This is a genomic window from Romboutsia sp. CE17, from assembly GCF_012317385.1.
Lineage (GTDB): Bacteria > Bacillota > Clostridia > Peptostreptococcales > Peptostreptococcaceae > Romboutsia_E.
In genome coordinates, this window is sequence record NZ_CP051144.1 from 1304619 (window position 1) to 1320469 (window position 15851).

The window sequence follows — 15851 nt, forward strand, 5'->3', positions numbered from 1 at the left end:
TAATATTTCTAAATAATAACCTAATATTTCGAGTTTCTTATATTCTTAGCAAAATGATATCATAAAATAAAACTTTGGACATTTGTCCCTAACTTATTACAAAGCCCTTGCGCCTCAAAATTATAGTGATATAATAAATATACTTTATTCAAAACATTAATAAGGAGATTTAAAATGAACGACTTATCTTATTATTTAGACATTTGTCCTGACTTTATAAAAAAACAATTTATAGATATAGAGTTTAATACTTTTGATAAAATTCTTAAACAAAATGATACTCCTTCTTTTGTATATATTATAAAAAAAGGAAAGGTTAAAGTTTATTCCTTGGCACCTACTCAGGTGAAATATTTAGAGAGAATTTATTGTGAATATAATCTCTTTGGTGAGTTGGAGGTATTTGTCAATAAGCCAATCCTAAACTATGTTGAAGCTATGGAACATTGTGAAGCTGTAAAAATTCCTAAAAGTGCTTTTCTGGAGTGGATTAAGTACGACAGTGATTTTTCCTTATATATACATGTTCAACTTTCTACTAAAATGTATCATACTTCTGTCAATAGCAAGACAAATGTGGCTTATCCTCTCAAAGCTAGAATTATCTTCTTTATATGGAGTTTTCTAGATGATCATAAAGTAGATACTGTTCACAAAGACATATTGGTAGAAGGTGTAGGCTCTAATATCAGAAGTATTAATAGGATTATCAAAGAGTTGGTAAATGAAAACCTTATTGAATATAATAAAGGATTTATAAAAGTCAAAGATATGGATAAGCTAGTTGATAAAATCTTCCCATTAATTACAATATATTAAGTTTAGACAACATGGAGGAGAACAATGATAAATAGAAAATTACTAATCGAAAAAGCTTTTGAAGCACAAAAATTTTGCTACACACCTTACTCTAAATTCAATGTAGGTGCAGCATTACTTTGCGATAATGGAGATATATACACAGGATGTAATATAGAAAATGCAGCTTATACACCAACAAACTGTGCTGAGAGAACAGCTTTCTTCAAAGCAATTTCTGAAGGTCAAAAGAACTTCACAGCCATTGCTGTTGTAGGAAACAAAGAAGGATTAAATCCAGGAGAAGGTGATTTCTGTGCTCCTTGTGCTGTGTGTAGACAAGTCATGGCTGAGTTTTGCGATTTAAAAACTTTCAAAGTTATAATTGCAAAAAGTACTGAAGAATACTTAGAATATTCATTAGAAGAAATTTTACCTCTTGCATTTACTGGCAAGGATTTAGATAAATAATAAGAAAACCACTGAGTAGATCAGTGGTTTTTTATATGCTAGTTTTGTGATTTGTTTAATAGTTAATAATGTATTATTATTATTCATAACTTATATTTAAATATTTCATCTTAATCCCTATAAACTTTAATAAATAATTTACTACCCAAAATGTCACTAGATAATAGCATACAAAAAGAGTTGTGTTCGTCTTATTGTAAATAGCTACACTTTCTAATATTAATAAAATACAATTGGATACACAAAATAATAATTGTAATTTATAGTAATTATCTTTTGAAACATTTATCTTTTCACTGCGTATAGTATAGATGATATTTTTCTTTTTATACGATATTATGCTATATATTAAGAAAATCAATGCTATACTGATATAAACTATAAATACTAGATCTCCCATACTACTACCCCCTTTTTCTTTAATTCATATTGTACACCTTATTGAATAATTTACAAGCTAAGAGATAGTCATATTTATTGATTTTACTCGCTTTCTTTTGTTAAATTAATATTTTCTAATTCCAATACCTTTTGAATACATTTATCATCTTCAAAATTTTCAGTTCTAGTTACGTTGCTAATCTTATAATCTGGTGTAGTTTTAAACTCTTCATTACATATTCCTTGACCTGTTAGATACATATCACTAGCCATCCTAACTATAAGACCACTGTTCTCTAAATCAAATAATATAGGGTCTATTCCTCCCCCATCTCCACCTGTTCTTTCTCCGATTAAAGTTGCAAATCCACTATCTTTGCAAAATATTGCAAATGATTCAGATGATGAATATACCATACCATCGACTAAAAGGTATATATTTCCTTCAAATTTAGAATTATTATCACTTTCTATAACTACTTTAGATTCCATAAATTCACTAAAATCAGTCATAACTTCTCTTGGTGCATTTTCTAATAAATCTTTAGGTAAATTCTCTATTGAGTCTACTATAATATTTCTTTTATCTAGATAATCTTTCATAATTTTACTATCACTTCTGAAAGCCAAATATCCTTTGTTTTCTATATCATCTGATACGATTTTAGAGACTACACTTCTCCAATACGCATCAGATCCACCAGAATTTCCTCTTATATCTATAATTAATGCTTTATGATTTTCTAATGTATCTATATAATCACCTATTATCTTCATATCAGATTCAATATCTTTTTCTGTTATGTCTCCATATACACCATACATTTGTGGCAAGTATATATATCCTACTTTTTTATCTACTACATCCTTTACAATTACATCTTTTTTTACCATAGTGTTTTTAGTATTTTCAATATTTCCTTTCATAGAATTATATCTACTTACTACTTTTTCATCATCAAAAAAATCATACCATCCAGTTTGATTATATCCACTCTTGAAATACTCATATAGTTCCTTGCTATTTACAAGATGAGTGTGATCATTGTTTAACTCACTTAATATTTGATTAATTGCTCCTATAAATTCTTCGTCATTTGTAGTATTTTTTATTTTCTCTAAATACTCTTCTTTATTAGCTACCCAATCTACATTATTTACTCTTTTGTTTACCTCTAAAAATGGATATGCTTCTTCTATAGTTTTAAACATATATTCAAAATCTTTTATCTTTTCTTTTTTAGTTAATTGTTTAACTTTCGTAATCTCCCCTGTTTCTTTAACTTCTGTATCATTACATGATACTAAACTTATACACATTATCGATATAAGTATCATTGATATTAGTTTTCTCATAATTATCACCCATGTTATCTTTTTAAAATAGTAATATTCCCTCAAAAATTTCTATTTATCTATATAATATCAAAAGTTCTGTTATTTTGCATTATACTAAATTTTAGTGTAATCATTCGAACTATATTTTTCTCTATTTCGATCACTCGTATAAATGAATTATCTAAAAATATAATTAGTATTAAATAAGGCTATTGTTAAATATGCTAGATAATTTTATGATAAAAAATAACTGTACCTCATAAGTTCAAATAGTTTAAACTCTTAGGTACAGTTATTTTAAAATGTGAATCTACTCTTCAATATTTAAATCTATACTTATTGATTTATCTTCATATTCGATTCTATGATGATACTTAGGATTATCAGAATTTTTTTCTATATAATAGATATATGGTAAAATCTTTATACTTTCAAGTTTTTTGTTATTTTCTAAATTTCCTTCAAGAGATCCTTCTATAAGACTTCCATCTTCATTTTCACTAGCTCCTCCTCCAACGTTTATGTAATTTCCATGTTGGTCTAATAATTCAATATAGATATTTTTATCATTTATTTTATCATTTAACGGATATTCCTGTTCAATATTCATTGCATATGTCAACTTTACAGAAATAGGAGAAACTCTTAATTGTTTAATATAAATTTTAGCTTTTAAATCTTCATCATCTATATTTATTTCCTTATTTATGTTGTATACTTTTATTTCTCTCATAATATTTTTTCCATTAACAGTGAATTTAAATTCCCATTTACCCTTTATAAATTCAAATTCATCATCTATAACTCTTGGTATAAGACCAATTTTATGAATTCCAACCTCATCAAATACAACTTTAATATTATAATCTTTATTAGGATCAATATTATCAAGTATCTGATAATCAGTAATATCAGCTCTACCATCATCATTTTCATCTACTCTTTCTAAGTTAAGTGAAGTTAGAAAATCCTGTTGATTATTCTTTTCTCTCTCATATTTTGTAGCTCCTCCAGTCTCTACAAACTTCTTTCCATCCATATATACAGTAGCTGTTGGCAAGTAATAATTTTTATTTAAATATAATCCTTTCTTCAAACCACTCTCATCAAAATTTGAATGGTCTAAATTCATACTTAATAATATATTTCCATCATCTAGTAATACTTCGTGTAAACTAAGTTTTATTCCTTTATCTTCTGAAACTTGATTTACTGATATTTTATATCCAGTGTATTCATTTTCTTTTTTACCTAAATAACTTTCTATTTGTTTACCTATAGACTCTACTAATGCCCATACTTTCCCATTATTTAATGCTACATTTGAAATTGATAAGCATAATATTATTACTATTGCTATTTTGCTATATTTCTTATTACGTATATTCTTTTCTAATTTAATATTTTTAGAAACATTAATAAATATATTATCCTTCTCCATCTGAGAAAGTTTATAGTTTTCATAATCTTCATCTTGCATATTTATTTCATTGAATAATTCATATTTATTTTTCATACTTCCTCCTTATTATTTGTACAATTCTCTTAATTTTTTCTTGCACCTAGATAATCTACTGTAAATATTAAAAGGCTTAGTTTTTAAATTTTTTGCTATTATTTCTACATCTAATTCTTCTATATAATACTCTTTAAAAACTTTTTTATCTTTAGGTTTTAAGCAATCTAATAATCTGTTTATTTCTTCTTCTATTTCTATTTTTAGTAAGTTGTTATCTGTAACTAAAATTTCATCATTTAAACTTTCATACGCACTCTCTTTTAAATATTTTCTTTTATAATCTATTGTTTTGTACTTTGATATAACTCCTATCCAATTTTTTAAGGTATTCTTTTTATTATCAAAACTGTTGATATTGTTCCAAATTGATAATAGGATATCATTTATACATTCTTCATGATAATAACTTAGTTCTTTTAAATTATTTTTTACTATTGTGTTTATGTAATCACCATAAGTATTAATTAATAATCTTAATCCTTCTTCTTTTTTATTTTTGATATATTTGATTATAATTTTATCTTCCAATGTATTTCCTCCTTGTAAAAGCCCTTACATTATAAACATTCGTTGTTGTTACACTTTTTCTAACAATTTTCAATAATTTTTATAAAAAATTCGCTTCGCTCATGTCGCCAACGACTTCGTCCGTTGCTCAAAATTATTTTTTACGCTCAAAATCAGTACATTGATATAACTAGATTAGAGGATTTATCCACAGTTTTTGAGGTAATATAATTTCCTTAAGCGTAAAAAAATAGAAGCATATGCTCCTATATTCAACTTTGTATTATGTAATAATTTCAGACTTCTTATATTATAAACCTTATTGAATAATTTACCAGCTAAAAAATAGTTGTATTCAAAGCTCTATTTATAAGCTCTTTAGCTGTCTTAGTAAACCTTTTTATCTTTATAAGATTATACTTAATTTTATGCAAAAATAAAAACTAGTCCATTGACTAGCTTTTATTCTATAATTTATTAAATAAAGTTGTGCTATATTCTTTTATATATCTTTGATATATTTTTACATTGAATCACTTATTAATCTACCTATAGCCATTACATCTATTCCTTTTCCTAGTTCAAACTCATATTGAACACTACCTATAACTAGCTTTACTTCACTATCTAAATCAAAAGTACCAGAACTTTCTATTGCATAGCTATTTATTTTGTTGTAATGGAAGAATCTAAATTCTTTTTTCTTACCTGTTATTCCTTGAATATTTAGCATTATTACTCTTTTATTTGTGAATATAAGCTCATCTCTTACACCTTTGAATGAGTATATTATTTCTTCATTAGCCCCTAAAAAACCTTTAAATCCTTCATGCTCTTTTCCTTCGTTTTTAAATCCAAAAAATCCCAATTTTACTATTGTCATATTCAATCTCCATATCTTTTGTTTATTTTAGTATTAGTTAATCTTTAATTCTATAATATATAGTCATTTTCATACTTACTTATATATTATTTTGCTGTAGAACTATCAAGCTCTTGTGCTTTTCCAAAAATAAGTCCCATAAAACTTTCATCTTCAGTATTTATTTTCCACTCTTTTTCATCCTTAGATAAAGTTACAGTACCAGTTCTAGTTTCTACTTTTCCACTTTTTACTTTTTCAAGTACACTATTACTAATTTCTTCATCGCTCATTTCTACTCCGCTAAACGCACTAGATAAGCTTTCTTGTAATACTTCTAGAATAATATTTGAAAAATTAAGTCCACTTACTTCAACTTCAACAGTTGCCTTATCTTTCTCAATATTTTCAGATAATACTTTTGCATCTATCTTTGAAAGATATAACTTCATAGCTTCTTCCATTTTAGGATCTGCTTGATTTTCATCACTATCAGTACTGTCTTCTGTAGATTCTACACTTTCTAATAGATACTCTGTAACCTCAGCATTTTCACCTTTTTTTATTTCATCAAAATAAGAATTTACAACTTCAGTTGGACTCTTTGTTCCACATCCTGTAAGTATAAATATTGATAAAATAGCCATCATCATTATTTTTAATTTATTCTTCATAGTATTCTCCCTCAAAAATTATTTACTTTCAAACCAATCAGTTGTTACAACTATACTTTCAACACCTTCTTCAAATGGTGTAAGCTTTACCTTTTGCTTAGATTGTACATCAAAATTTTCTAAGAATATAATATCATCACCTATTACTATTCCATCTTTGTCCTTATATTGAACTTTGTATGATAAATTTTTAAAATCTATATCTGATGTATTTTCTACAATAGTGCTAAACTCTACATCTCCAAATTCACCAGTACTCTTTTCAAAAGTCATTTCACTTGCTAATTTATCAGCAAATGCTTGTGATTCATTTTCTTTATTTATAATAGTTGCTTGTTCTTTAAAATCTTTGTATGTTTGTTGATGTTCATCTTTTATTTTTATTCCATAATCATCAACCATTGCTATTAATGCTGGTTTTCTTAACTTATCTGATTCTTCTATATATTTGTATTGTAATTCATAATCATTTGTTTTTTGAGCTTCAATTTGCTTTTTAACACCTTCTATGTAGTTATTAGCAATTTCTTTTAAATCTTTATCTTTTATTCCTTCTTTATATTTTTCTAATGATTCTATTTCATTTTCTAAAACTTTTATAGTGTCTTGTGTGTATTGCTCATCTGTATAAGATGTATTTGTTGCAAATTTTTTCTCTAACTTATTTTGTTCATCCCATCTTTTATTTATAGCTTTCTCAAAACTACTTATAAAATCTTCATCAGTTGCTACTTCTTGATTTTGGCTGTTTGAATTGTTACTCGTACTTGAGCATCCCACTACTCCAACTGATATAATTGTTAATAATATTAATCCTATAATTTTTTTTCTGATTTTCATAATACTAGTCTCCCTCAATATTTGTTAATTTTTTACATTTTTTCTTTCCAATTAATATTATATACATACTTCTTGTCTAATTTTGTAGAAACTTGTAATATTTATATATTTTTTTAATATATATAAAAATTTTATTCACTATTTTGATAACTATTAAGTCCTTTGTTTGAGTTTTAATGTTTTAATTATTGATTATATTAGCTAACTTTTTTATAAATATATGCAAAAAAATAACAGTACCTTAAGAATGTAAATAGTTTAAATTCTTATGTACTGTTATTTTTTAATTCTATGTTAGTCTACCTCGTGATAAATTACCGCTAATTATTCATAATATATTGAAATTTATCTAAGTTTAATAGGATGTCTAATTACAGTTTTTTGTTTACTTACATCACATTTACGAGGATCAGATATATAAATTTCGTGATGATATCTATCATCTGTTATATCTAATAAGTACCCATTTTCTTCTAAATATTTATGCATTTTTTCTACCGTAATAGGTTCATCATCATAAGGACCAATGTGCATACATTGTACGCATAGTCCTTCATCATAAGTAAAGAATTCTACCTTGCTAAAATCCATTTTTTTCTTTTTACTTGCCGTTTCTATAGCCCAGTCAAAATCTTTTTTGGTTATAAAGTCAGGTAATCTAATTAGAGAAATAAATTTGAAAGAGTCCTTATTTGAATAATCTACTCCTTTTATATTCTCTTGCCACCAAAAACCCTCTAATGGTGGAACAATATATTCAAAAAATCCATTTATTTTATAGTCTGTTTTATAACTCATTCTCAAAGTATATGCAATTCCATAAAGTAATTGTATTGATTTTACATATTCTCCATCTGGATTATTTGGATTTCCTTGTCCTCTAACTGCTAAATAATTCATTTTGGGAACATTTACGATTACTGGTTTATCTTTTGGTAAATAAAGCTCTTTATGCTGTTTTTTAAAATCATATGCCATAATACATCACCTTTGAAATTTCTATTTTTCTATATGATATCAAAAGTGTCATTATCTAGCAATATACAAGGATTGCAAGCTTTGATTACATTTACATAACACTTGAGAACTTTTCATCTATAAATTTTCTATTATATTTAATTACATCCTTCCAATCATCATTATTTACATACCAAAATTCAGTAGTAAATCTTCTTACTCCTAAATCTAAAGAAACTTTTATAATTTCTTCAAAATTAACATGCCCAGTTCCAAATGGTATTTCTCTAAACTTTCCTGGAATAGTTTCTTTCAAGTGAACTGCAGCTATGTGACCTTTTCCAAGTATAAAATCATCTACTGCTTCAGTTCCATATTTTAAAGTAGCATTGGTTACATTTCCACAGTCAGGATATACCTTTAGATATGGTGAATCAATTAATTTAACATATTCCATAGCCTTCTCAACAGTATTCATAAACTCAGTTTCCATAGTTTCAAAAGCTAATATAACTCCCTTTTGTGCTGCCATTTCAACTGATTTTCTTAGATTATCTTCAAAATATTTTTTAGTTTCTTCATTTCCTTCTTCATAATAAACATCATAACCAGCAATTTGAATTATCCTAATACCTAAGTCACAAGCTAAGTCTATGGCCTTTCTCATAATTTCCATACCTTTATCTCTTATTTCTTTATTTAGACTTCCTAAAGGGTACTTTCTATGTCCACTTAAACACATACTGCTTATTGGAATATCACATTCAAACATAGTATCTAAAAGTTCTTTTCTTTCTTCCTTGCTCATATCAAGCCTACTTAGCTTTTCATCAGTTTCATCAATGCTAATCTCTATATAATCATATCCACATTCTTTTGCACATAATAATTTTTCTTTCCATGATAATGTATTTGGCATAGATTTTTCATACAATCCTAATATATATTTTTCCATATTATCCCCCATTTAAATTAAATAAAATGCTATAGAAGTAATAAAACATACCATAGCATTTTATTTAATAGAATTTTAATTTTAAATTATTATTTTAATTTTCTATAGCTAAATGCTTCCACGTATCTTTTAATGAATCAACAACTTTTCTATATGCTCCATATTTTCTTTCATATATCTCCTTATATTCAGCTCTTGGATATACTGTTTTTGATATTTTAACAGTTCTTTCAGCCGCTTCTTTATAACTTTCATAGGCACCAACAGCTATTCCTGCAGTCATGGCAGCCCCTTGAGCTCCAAGTTCTTTATCTTCAACAACTTCTATAGGTATTTGTATTACATCTGCGAATATTTGTACCCACTCATTAGAATTTGCTGCTCCACCTGAAATTCTTATTCTATTTGGTTTCTCTCTATTTTTAAATAGCTTATTTAAGTGACTCATATGTGAGAATACTACACCTTCATATACTGCTCTAGCTAAATGAGCTTTAGTATGATAAGATGTCATACCTATAAATGTACCTCTTCCAAGGGCATCTTCATTTGAACCATTTAAGAAAGGTAAGAATATAACATCACTATCTTTTGGCTCAATACTTCCTACTTTTTTATTAATAACATCATATATTGATACATTTTCTTTTTCAGATTCCTTTAAATAACCATCTAACATATTTTGTATTACCCATTCTAAGTTCCCCGCTGAAGTTGGGCTACTTTCTTCTATTAAATAATATCCAGGCATACAGAACATAGAGTTTAGTGCTACACTCTTATCTGTAACTGGAGTTTTTGATATGTATTCATTTATACTCCAAGTACCAGCTATCATACATAACTGCTCTTCATCAACCATCCCTGTTGCTATACCACAAGCATCTATATCAAACATTCCACCTGCTACTGGTGTACCTTCTAATAAACCAGTTTTTAAAGCCGCTTCTTTAGTTATATGTCCACATATTTCTGCTGAATATTTTAACTTAGGTAATTTATCTATTAAGTCTTCAATTCCAAAATATGAAAGTAGTTCTTCATCATATTCCTTTGTAATCATATTTACTAAATTGCCACCAGAAAAATCTGTATATTCTGCATAAGCCTCCCCTGTTAACATATATCTAACATAGTCTTTTACAGAGAATATCCATTTTACTTTTTCTAATACTTCTGGTTTATTATCTTTAAACCAAGCTAATAAAGCTACTGGTTGACATGCCATTATACTTTGGAATGTTTTTTTAAATACCTTATCACTAGTTCCATCTTGATTCCATTTTTCTACATACTCCCAAGCTCTAGTATCTGTGGAAACTATACCATTATATATTATAGGATTATCATCTTCTCCTATCATATATAACCCTTTTCCATGACCTGAAATTGAAACCCCCATAATATATTTAGGATCTACTTTACTATTTTCAATTACTTCTTTTATACTTTTATAGTTTGCTTCCCATAATAAATTCATATCTCTTTCTGTATAACCTGATTTTGGAGTTATTATTTCAGTTTGTTTACTTGATACTCCAATTTGGTTTCCATCTAAATCAAATAGTGCTGCTTTAGAGAAAGTTCCCCCATTATCAATTCCTAAAAGATACTTTTTCATTTTTATCCCCCTTATGAACTTTATTATTAAAATATTAATATTTTTTAGCAATATTATTTGATTATGATATTAAGTTTTTTGTCTTATCTTGGAAATTTATTGTGAAAGAAATTACTAGATTTTGATATTTCATGAACTGCTTATGTTTGATTATTATTTTGTTATTTTTTATTTATTTTTTGTATTTTTATTTTATCGTTTGTTTATTATATTTTATTTATTATATGATAATTTTAGCTAACAACATAATTTATGTCAACGTTTTCCTTTATTTTTAATAAAAATAGAGTATGGATAATTATTTCTATAACTATCTATACTCCAAATGTAAATACCTTCAATTGAAACTTAAATACCTAACATGGTAGAAATGAATATGTAAAGTGTAACAATAAAAATAAATATCTCAGCCATTAGATAAGCATTTATCTTACCAGTTTCCTTATAATGCTTAATTGAGTTTTTTGTTTCAGGAATAAATGCAATTAATAACCCAACAAGATCAATTGGATATTTTCTATAAAAAAATCCTGATATTATAAGTATTATTCCTACTACTAAAAAAATGTTGAATTTGCCTTTAGTTGAAAAGAAGTTTTCCACTATATCACCCCTATATGTTTTTTATTTATATTCTTTCCTTTGAATTATTTAGTAATTGCTAATTTTTATTATATATGATATTTAAGTGATTTCCAATTATAAAGCTGTTTTATAGGTGGGATAAGTAAGGTCTGTTGTGGAGTTGCTTCTATTTATGGGTATCTTGGTTTGTATTATTTATTAATTCCTACTCGGTAGTATTTTGTTTTATTGTTTGAAGATTAATATAACTAAAAAGGACTATGCTCTTTTTAGCATAGTCTTTTTGTACGACTCCCTTAATTTATTAATATTGCGAATTATTTTTGATATAAATTTTAAGTGCTTTTATAAGTAATATAAGTGCATATATTCCCAATCCTACAATAGTTATAATAGCAGCTATATATAATATAAGTATTATTGACAATCCAGACTGTATTTCCATATAAAATCCTCCCTTATTTCCGTGATAATATATTATATAAATACTTAATAATTACAATATTTCTATAATACTAGTAAAATTACACAATTTGTTTCTATCTATATTTATAACTATGTATCAATACACATGTATAACCTATAATATCGAATATATTTCTTGTCATAAGACCTATGAATAAAGAATATATCATCCATCCTCTATGATCTTCTTTAAAACTTTTATATCTCCCAAGCCACACTAACACTAACATTGTAATATAGAAAATCATAGATAATGAATCTGTAATATGATCTGGTATCATGCACAATAATATAATTGTATTAAAAGCTGCACTAATTAACGTTAAAACTTCTGATATCAACAAAATTGTAGATTTTCTATAAACATTAGCACCTCTACGCTCAGTTCTTCGCCTATAAGGATATACTTTATCTGCTTTTAATCTTTTTTCCCATTCCTTAGTTATTTCATTAGAACGTCGTTCTGGTTGAACTGTATAACTATTATATTTACCTGACACATCTAGCCCCCCAATACTATATAAATCCATGTTAAGTTTTAATTAGCATCAATATCAACCCGATTTTCCTCAAATCCTGTTATTGCTATTTTCCCACATACTTTTTGCTTTATATGTAAATTATACCAAATTTTTTCAAATTTTATAATAAGTAATATATACATAAAATATCTCACCAACAAATTTCTCACAACTAACAATATATAAATACTTGTCCGTATAGAAGGTAAACTTCATACTTATTAATACATTAAAAGAGATATATTGAAATACTCTAATATAGTATCATATAAATATATACTAAAATATAAGGGGGAAATTTGGAATGGATATAGAGAGCAAGTGTAAAATAAAAGATATTTCAAAATGTTTAGTAGATGAATTTAAAGCATATGAAATTTCTGTAGAAGAATTTTTAAATTTAGGTAGTAATATCTCCACAATAGAATTAGATAATAATCCAATTATATATAAAATAGATGACTCAGATTTTATTCAATCCCTATTAAGCGAAGATGAAAAGTCAGAGATTAAGGTAGCCATAGAGCATTTGAATAAAAATATTGAGAGTGTAGAGTGTTCTTCTTATGAATATAAAATAAGTACAGGAAAACTAATAGTTATTATCTTAGAAAGTATAGATGGAGATACTTTATCTGGTTTTAGAATGGATGGAGTTGGAGAATTTTTATTTAATTGTTTATCAAAGTTTATTGGTTATGATATTGAAAAAACTGAAAATCCTTTAGATGAAGTAATTGAAGAATTAAAACAATTTAGACCATATGGTAAATTTTTTAAATAAAAATAGTAAGTTAGTGAAAAATGATTAGAATTAAGATAGCCACATTCTGTGCATATATATGCTATTATATTTGAACCAAATTACATAGTTAAATTAAAAAATAAATAATAAGAGGTACTCAAGTATTAACTTGGGCACCTCTTATATTAATTATCAAAGAATTATATTTACACAAATATATGTATTCTCGATTACTCTTGTTCAATACAGTTAATATTTACTATATTAATAAATTCAAAATCCTAATATCAGCTTTATCAGATCGATTTCAAATTTTTAACTAATTACTCTTCTTATTTCAAAAACTATACCATCTATCTTATAATAAAAAGCTCCATAAATTCGTAGCTTTAATCCTAAATACAAGACTTAAAGCGTTATTAATTTGATTTTGCTATTGTATAATTTTTAATTCATCCGAACTATACTTTTATCCATTTCCATTACTCATATATATTTTTTATATTATCTATATGAGATTTTTTTACCTTTACACTTGCATTAGCATATTTATTATGCAAGTGCTTATATATATCTATTACTTGTTCATCAGAAAAAACTCTACTTTTATCTTTTATTAATAAATCTATATAGTTCTTTAGTTTTTTAGGCGTTACAATCTTTTGGTAGTAATTATCAAAATTTGAATTATATCTAGATTTAACGTTATTACAATTCATTACTACTATGGATGTATAACAATCGTGAGGATACTTGCTTCCTAATACATTTTTTAATGCTACTATATGAGATAAATTTTGTTTTAAAGGATTGTACATTTTTCGTCTATATTGGTTACTATATATACAATTCCATTGCATTTCTTGTTCATCACCTATTATCTCCATTGCTCTTATATCTTTACATTCTATCACATATATTCCTGTGTTATGTACAAATACTACGTCTATCTCCGTATTAGTGTTATCTCCCTTATCTACATATAAATCTGCTAATACTTTACCTTCATATCGATATAATATTTCAAATACCTTGTACTCTAAATATGTACCATTTTTGTGATTAGTAGAAAACGTAGTTTTACCTGTTTCATACTTATATGCTAATTTTATTTCCTTCAATGAGGCTAACCTAGAATTTAATTTATTTTGAATTGAATCCTCTATCTTTTTATCTTTTTCCTTTTGTGACTTCTCGCTAACTATATATACTACTATGAAGATTATTATAGATATTATCATTATAAGTGTGTTAAAATTCATACTACTTCTCCTATAAGTATTTTATTCTTCACTTTCTTCCTTTGTTAATTCTTCAATCTTGTCAATAACTCTTTTAATTTCTTTATCTCTATTTTTCCACCAATCTCTAGACCATATTCTTATAAAATTCCATCCCTTTCCCTCTAATAGCCTTTGTCTATATAAATCTCTTTCTTTTGCTGTTTTGCTTGAATGGTATGTAGCACCATCGGCTTCTATTGCCAATAAATATCTATTAGAATCTCTTGGATTAATTACAGCAAAGTCAATTCTAAATCCTAACTGCTCAACTTGTTGATTTAAGCATATATCTTTACTAATTAAAGCTTCTCTTATTTGATTCTATACTTAATAATTTAATATATAAGTTACTTGTATTTCTAAGTAACATGTTACTTAATATTGATAAACTTGACTGTATATTACTCATATTGAACTCCTTAATAATGTAATTTTATAAGTTTATATACATTAATTTATTATTAGTTAAATTTTATATATTATACATATCTATCTACAAATTACAAAATTTGTAAGTATAAAGTCTGATTATAAAAATAATCTTTTGCAATATGCACATTTATTTTTAAATTTTTATATTTATTATTTAATAATTTCTTCATCAATAACTCATACACCCTACAATTTTTATACCTCTTAATCTCTATGATAATAAACCTGATCAATAATATTTTGCTTAATCCTAACAACACTATCCCTATACCCCATGTACAAAACACCGACTCCCCTATCAATAAGATAATTAGCAATAGCCAAAGACAAGTGGGTCTTACCTGACCCAACTTGTCCCATAAATATAATATATAAATTATTCAATCAAGTTTATAATATAAAAAGGTTCATAGTTGTTATAAAATTTGAAATAAAGATATTTTTGATATTATATAGATAATTATGAATTTGATATTAAAATTATCTTCATATATAGTAAACTAAACAAATTATAGGAGCTGAAAATTATGATTGATTTTATTCTGATTATTTTACCATTGATAGTTGCTGGAATTGCAGTGGTTTTATTAATAAACAGCCTTAAGAAGAAAAATGAAAAATACAACGAAGACCAACAACATATAGAAAAAGATTATATGTCATTAGGAATGTGCTTTGGCATATCAATAGGTTCAATTTTTATGAATACCTTTGGTATAAATTCTATATAATACTTAATTGAGTTTTTTGCTTCAGTAATAAATACAATTAATATCTCCATAAAAATTATTTAATAATTGCGAATTTTGATTATATTATAATTCCTACTAGGTAGTATTTTGTTTTGTTTTTTGAAGATTAATATAACTAAAAAGGACTATGCTCTTTTTAGCATAG

Annotated in this window: 21 protein-coding genes; 4 read left to right on the forward strand and 17 right to left on the reverse strand. The window is 25.9% G+C overall.

Annotated features, from left to right (window positions below):
- The first annotated feature begins 174 nt into the window (after positions 1-174).
- Both HF520_RS06220 and HF520_RS06225 read left to right on the forward strand, forming a co-directional pair.
- The gene (locus HF520_RS06220; RefSeq protein ID WP_168573194.1) at positions 175-819 is read left to right on the forward strand and encodes a Crp/Fnr family transcriptional regulator; all 645 of its coding nucleotides are present in this window, start codon (positions 175-177) and stop codon (positions 817-819) included.
- Positions 820-843: 24 nt separating this feature from the next.
- Entirely contained in the window at positions 844-1269 is a 426-nt protein-coding gene (locus HF520_RS06225) for a cytidine deaminase (protein WP_168573195.1), read from the forward strand.
- Between the two features lie 79 nt (positions 1270-1348).
- On the opposite strand, the gene HF520_RS06230 is transcribed toward HF520_RS06225, so the two are convergent.
- The 14 genes from HF520_RS06230 to HF520_RS15330 all read right to left on the reverse strand — a co-directional run bounded on the left by HF520_RS06230 (position 1349) and on the right by HF520_RS15330 (position 12637).
- A complete protein-coding gene (locus tag HF520_RS06230) occupies positions 1349-1669 on the reverse strand; it encodes a hypothetical protein (RefSeq protein ID WP_168573196.1) in 321 nt (106 codons plus the stop codon).
- An 83-nt stretch (positions 1670-1752) separates the two neighbouring features.
- Positions 1753-3006 (reverse strand): S41 family peptidase, encoded by a 1254-nt coding sequence (locus HF520_RS06235; RefSeq protein WP_168573197.1) that lies wholly within the window; start codon positions 3004-3006, stop codon positions 1753-1755.
- Positions 3007-3298: 292 nt separating this feature from the next.
- Positions 3299-4504, reverse strand: a complete 1206-nt coding sequence (locus tag HF520_RS06240) for a DUF4179 domain-containing protein (protein ID WP_168573198.1) — start codon at positions 4502-4504, stop codon at positions 3299-3301.
- A gap of 12 nt (positions 4505-4516) precedes the next feature.
- A complete protein-coding gene (locus tag HF520_RS06245; RefSeq protein WP_168573199.1) occupies positions 4517-5035 on the reverse strand; it encodes a sigma-70 family RNA polymerase sigma factor in 519 nt (172 codons plus the stop codon).
- A gap of 502 nt (positions 5036-5537) precedes the next feature.
- The gene (locus HF520_RS06250; RefSeq protein ID WP_168573200.1) at positions 5538-5897 is read right to left on the reverse strand and encodes a PH domain-containing protein; all 360 of its coding nucleotides are present in this window, start codon (positions 5895-5897) and stop codon (positions 5538-5540) included.
- 86 nt (positions 5898-5983) lie between these two features.
- Positions 5984-6550 carry an LptM family lipoprotein gene (locus tag HF520_RS06255; protein WP_168573201.1) on the reverse strand — a complete coding sequence of 189 codons (567 nt, stop codon included), beginning with the start codon at positions 6548-6550 and terminating at the stop codon, positions 5984-5986.
- Positions 6551-6568: 18 nt separating this feature from the next.
- Entirely contained in the window at positions 6569-7390 is an 822-nt protein-coding gene (locus tag HF520_RS06260; RefSeq protein ID WP_168573202.1) for a hypothetical protein, read from the reverse strand.
- Positions 7391-7735: 345 nt separating this feature from the next.
- Positions 7736-8368 (reverse strand): GyrI-like domain-containing protein, encoded by a 633-nt coding sequence (locus tag HF520_RS06265; RefSeq protein ID WP_168573203.1) that lies wholly within the window; start codon positions 8366-8368, stop codon positions 7736-7738.
- Between the two features lie 91 nt (positions 8369-8459).
- Positions 8460-9302: an L-ribulose-5-phosphate 3-epimerase gene (locus tag HF520_RS06270; protein ID WP_168573204.1), complete on the reverse strand. Its 843-nt coding sequence runs from the start codon at positions 9300-9302 to the stop codon at positions 8460-8462.
- A 94-nt stretch (positions 9303-9396) separates the two neighbouring features.
- On the reverse strand, positions 9397-10923 hold the full coding sequence (locus tag HF520_RS06275) for an FGGY-family carbohydrate kinase (protein ID WP_168573205.1): 1527 nt from the start codon (positions 10921-10923) through the stop codon (positions 9397-9399).
- Positions 10924-11271: 348 nt separating this feature from the next.
- The gene (locus tag HF520_RS06280) at positions 11272-11526 is read right to left on the reverse strand and encodes a hypothetical protein (RefSeq protein WP_168573206.1); all 255 of its coding nucleotides are present in this window, start codon (positions 11524-11526) and stop codon (positions 11272-11274) included.
- Positions 11527-11812: 286 nt separating this feature from the next.
- Positions 11813-11953 (reverse strand): hypothetical protein, encoded by a 141-nt coding sequence (locus HF520_RS06285; protein WP_168573207.1) that lies wholly within the window; start codon positions 11951-11953, stop codon positions 11813-11815.
- A 94-nt stretch (positions 11954-12047) separates the two neighbouring features.
- Positions 12048-12473 carry a hypothetical protein gene (locus HF520_RS06290; protein WP_168573208.1) on the reverse strand — a complete coding sequence of 142 codons (426 nt, stop codon included), beginning with the start codon at positions 12471-12473 and terminating at the stop codon, positions 12048-12050.
- A 38-nt stretch (positions 12474-12511) separates the two neighbouring features.
- Positions 12512-12637: a hypothetical protein gene (locus HF520_RS15330; RefSeq protein WP_256372440.1), complete on the reverse strand. Its 126-nt coding sequence runs from the start codon at positions 12635-12637 to the stop codon at positions 12512-12514.
- A gap of 161 nt (positions 12638-12798) precedes the next feature.
- Between HF520_RS15330 and HF520_RS06295 the strand changes: the two genes are divergently transcribed.
- Positions 12799-13278 (forward strand): hypothetical protein, encoded by a 480-nt coding sequence (locus tag HF520_RS06295; protein WP_168573209.1) that lies wholly within the window; start codon positions 12799-12801, stop codon positions 13276-13278.
- A gap of 443 nt (positions 13279-13721) precedes the next feature.
- Here HF520_RS06295 and HF520_RS06300 read toward each other — a convergent pair whose 3' ends face one another.
- From HF520_RS06300 to HF520_RS15455, 3 genes are all read right to left on the reverse strand, one after another.
- Complete coding sequence (locus HF520_RS06300) at positions 13722-14501, reverse strand: nuclease-related domain-containing protein (protein ID WP_168573210.1); 780 nt, start codon at positions 14499-14501, stop codon at positions 13722-13724.
- A 21-nt stretch (positions 14502-14522) separates the two neighbouring features.
- Complete coding sequence (locus tag HF520_RS06305) at positions 14523-14837, reverse strand: DUF559 domain-containing protein (RefSeq protein WP_168574776.1); 315 nt, start codon at positions 14835-14837, stop codon at positions 14523-14525.
- Between the two features lie 321 nt (positions 14838-15158).
- Positions 15159-15314 (reverse strand): hypothetical protein, encoded by a 156-nt coding sequence (locus tag HF520_RS15455; protein ID WP_168573211.1) that lies wholly within the window; start codon positions 15312-15314, stop codon positions 15159-15161.
- A gap of 167 nt (positions 15315-15481) precedes the next feature.
- Here HF520_RS15455 and HF520_RS06315 point away from each other — a divergent pair, with 167 nt between their 5' ends.
- Positions 15482-15685, forward strand: coding sequence for a hypothetical protein (locus tag HF520_RS06315; protein ID WP_168573212.1), 204 nt, complete (start codon positions 15482-15484; stop codon positions 15683-15685).
- Positions 15686-15851 lie beyond the last annotated feature (166 nt).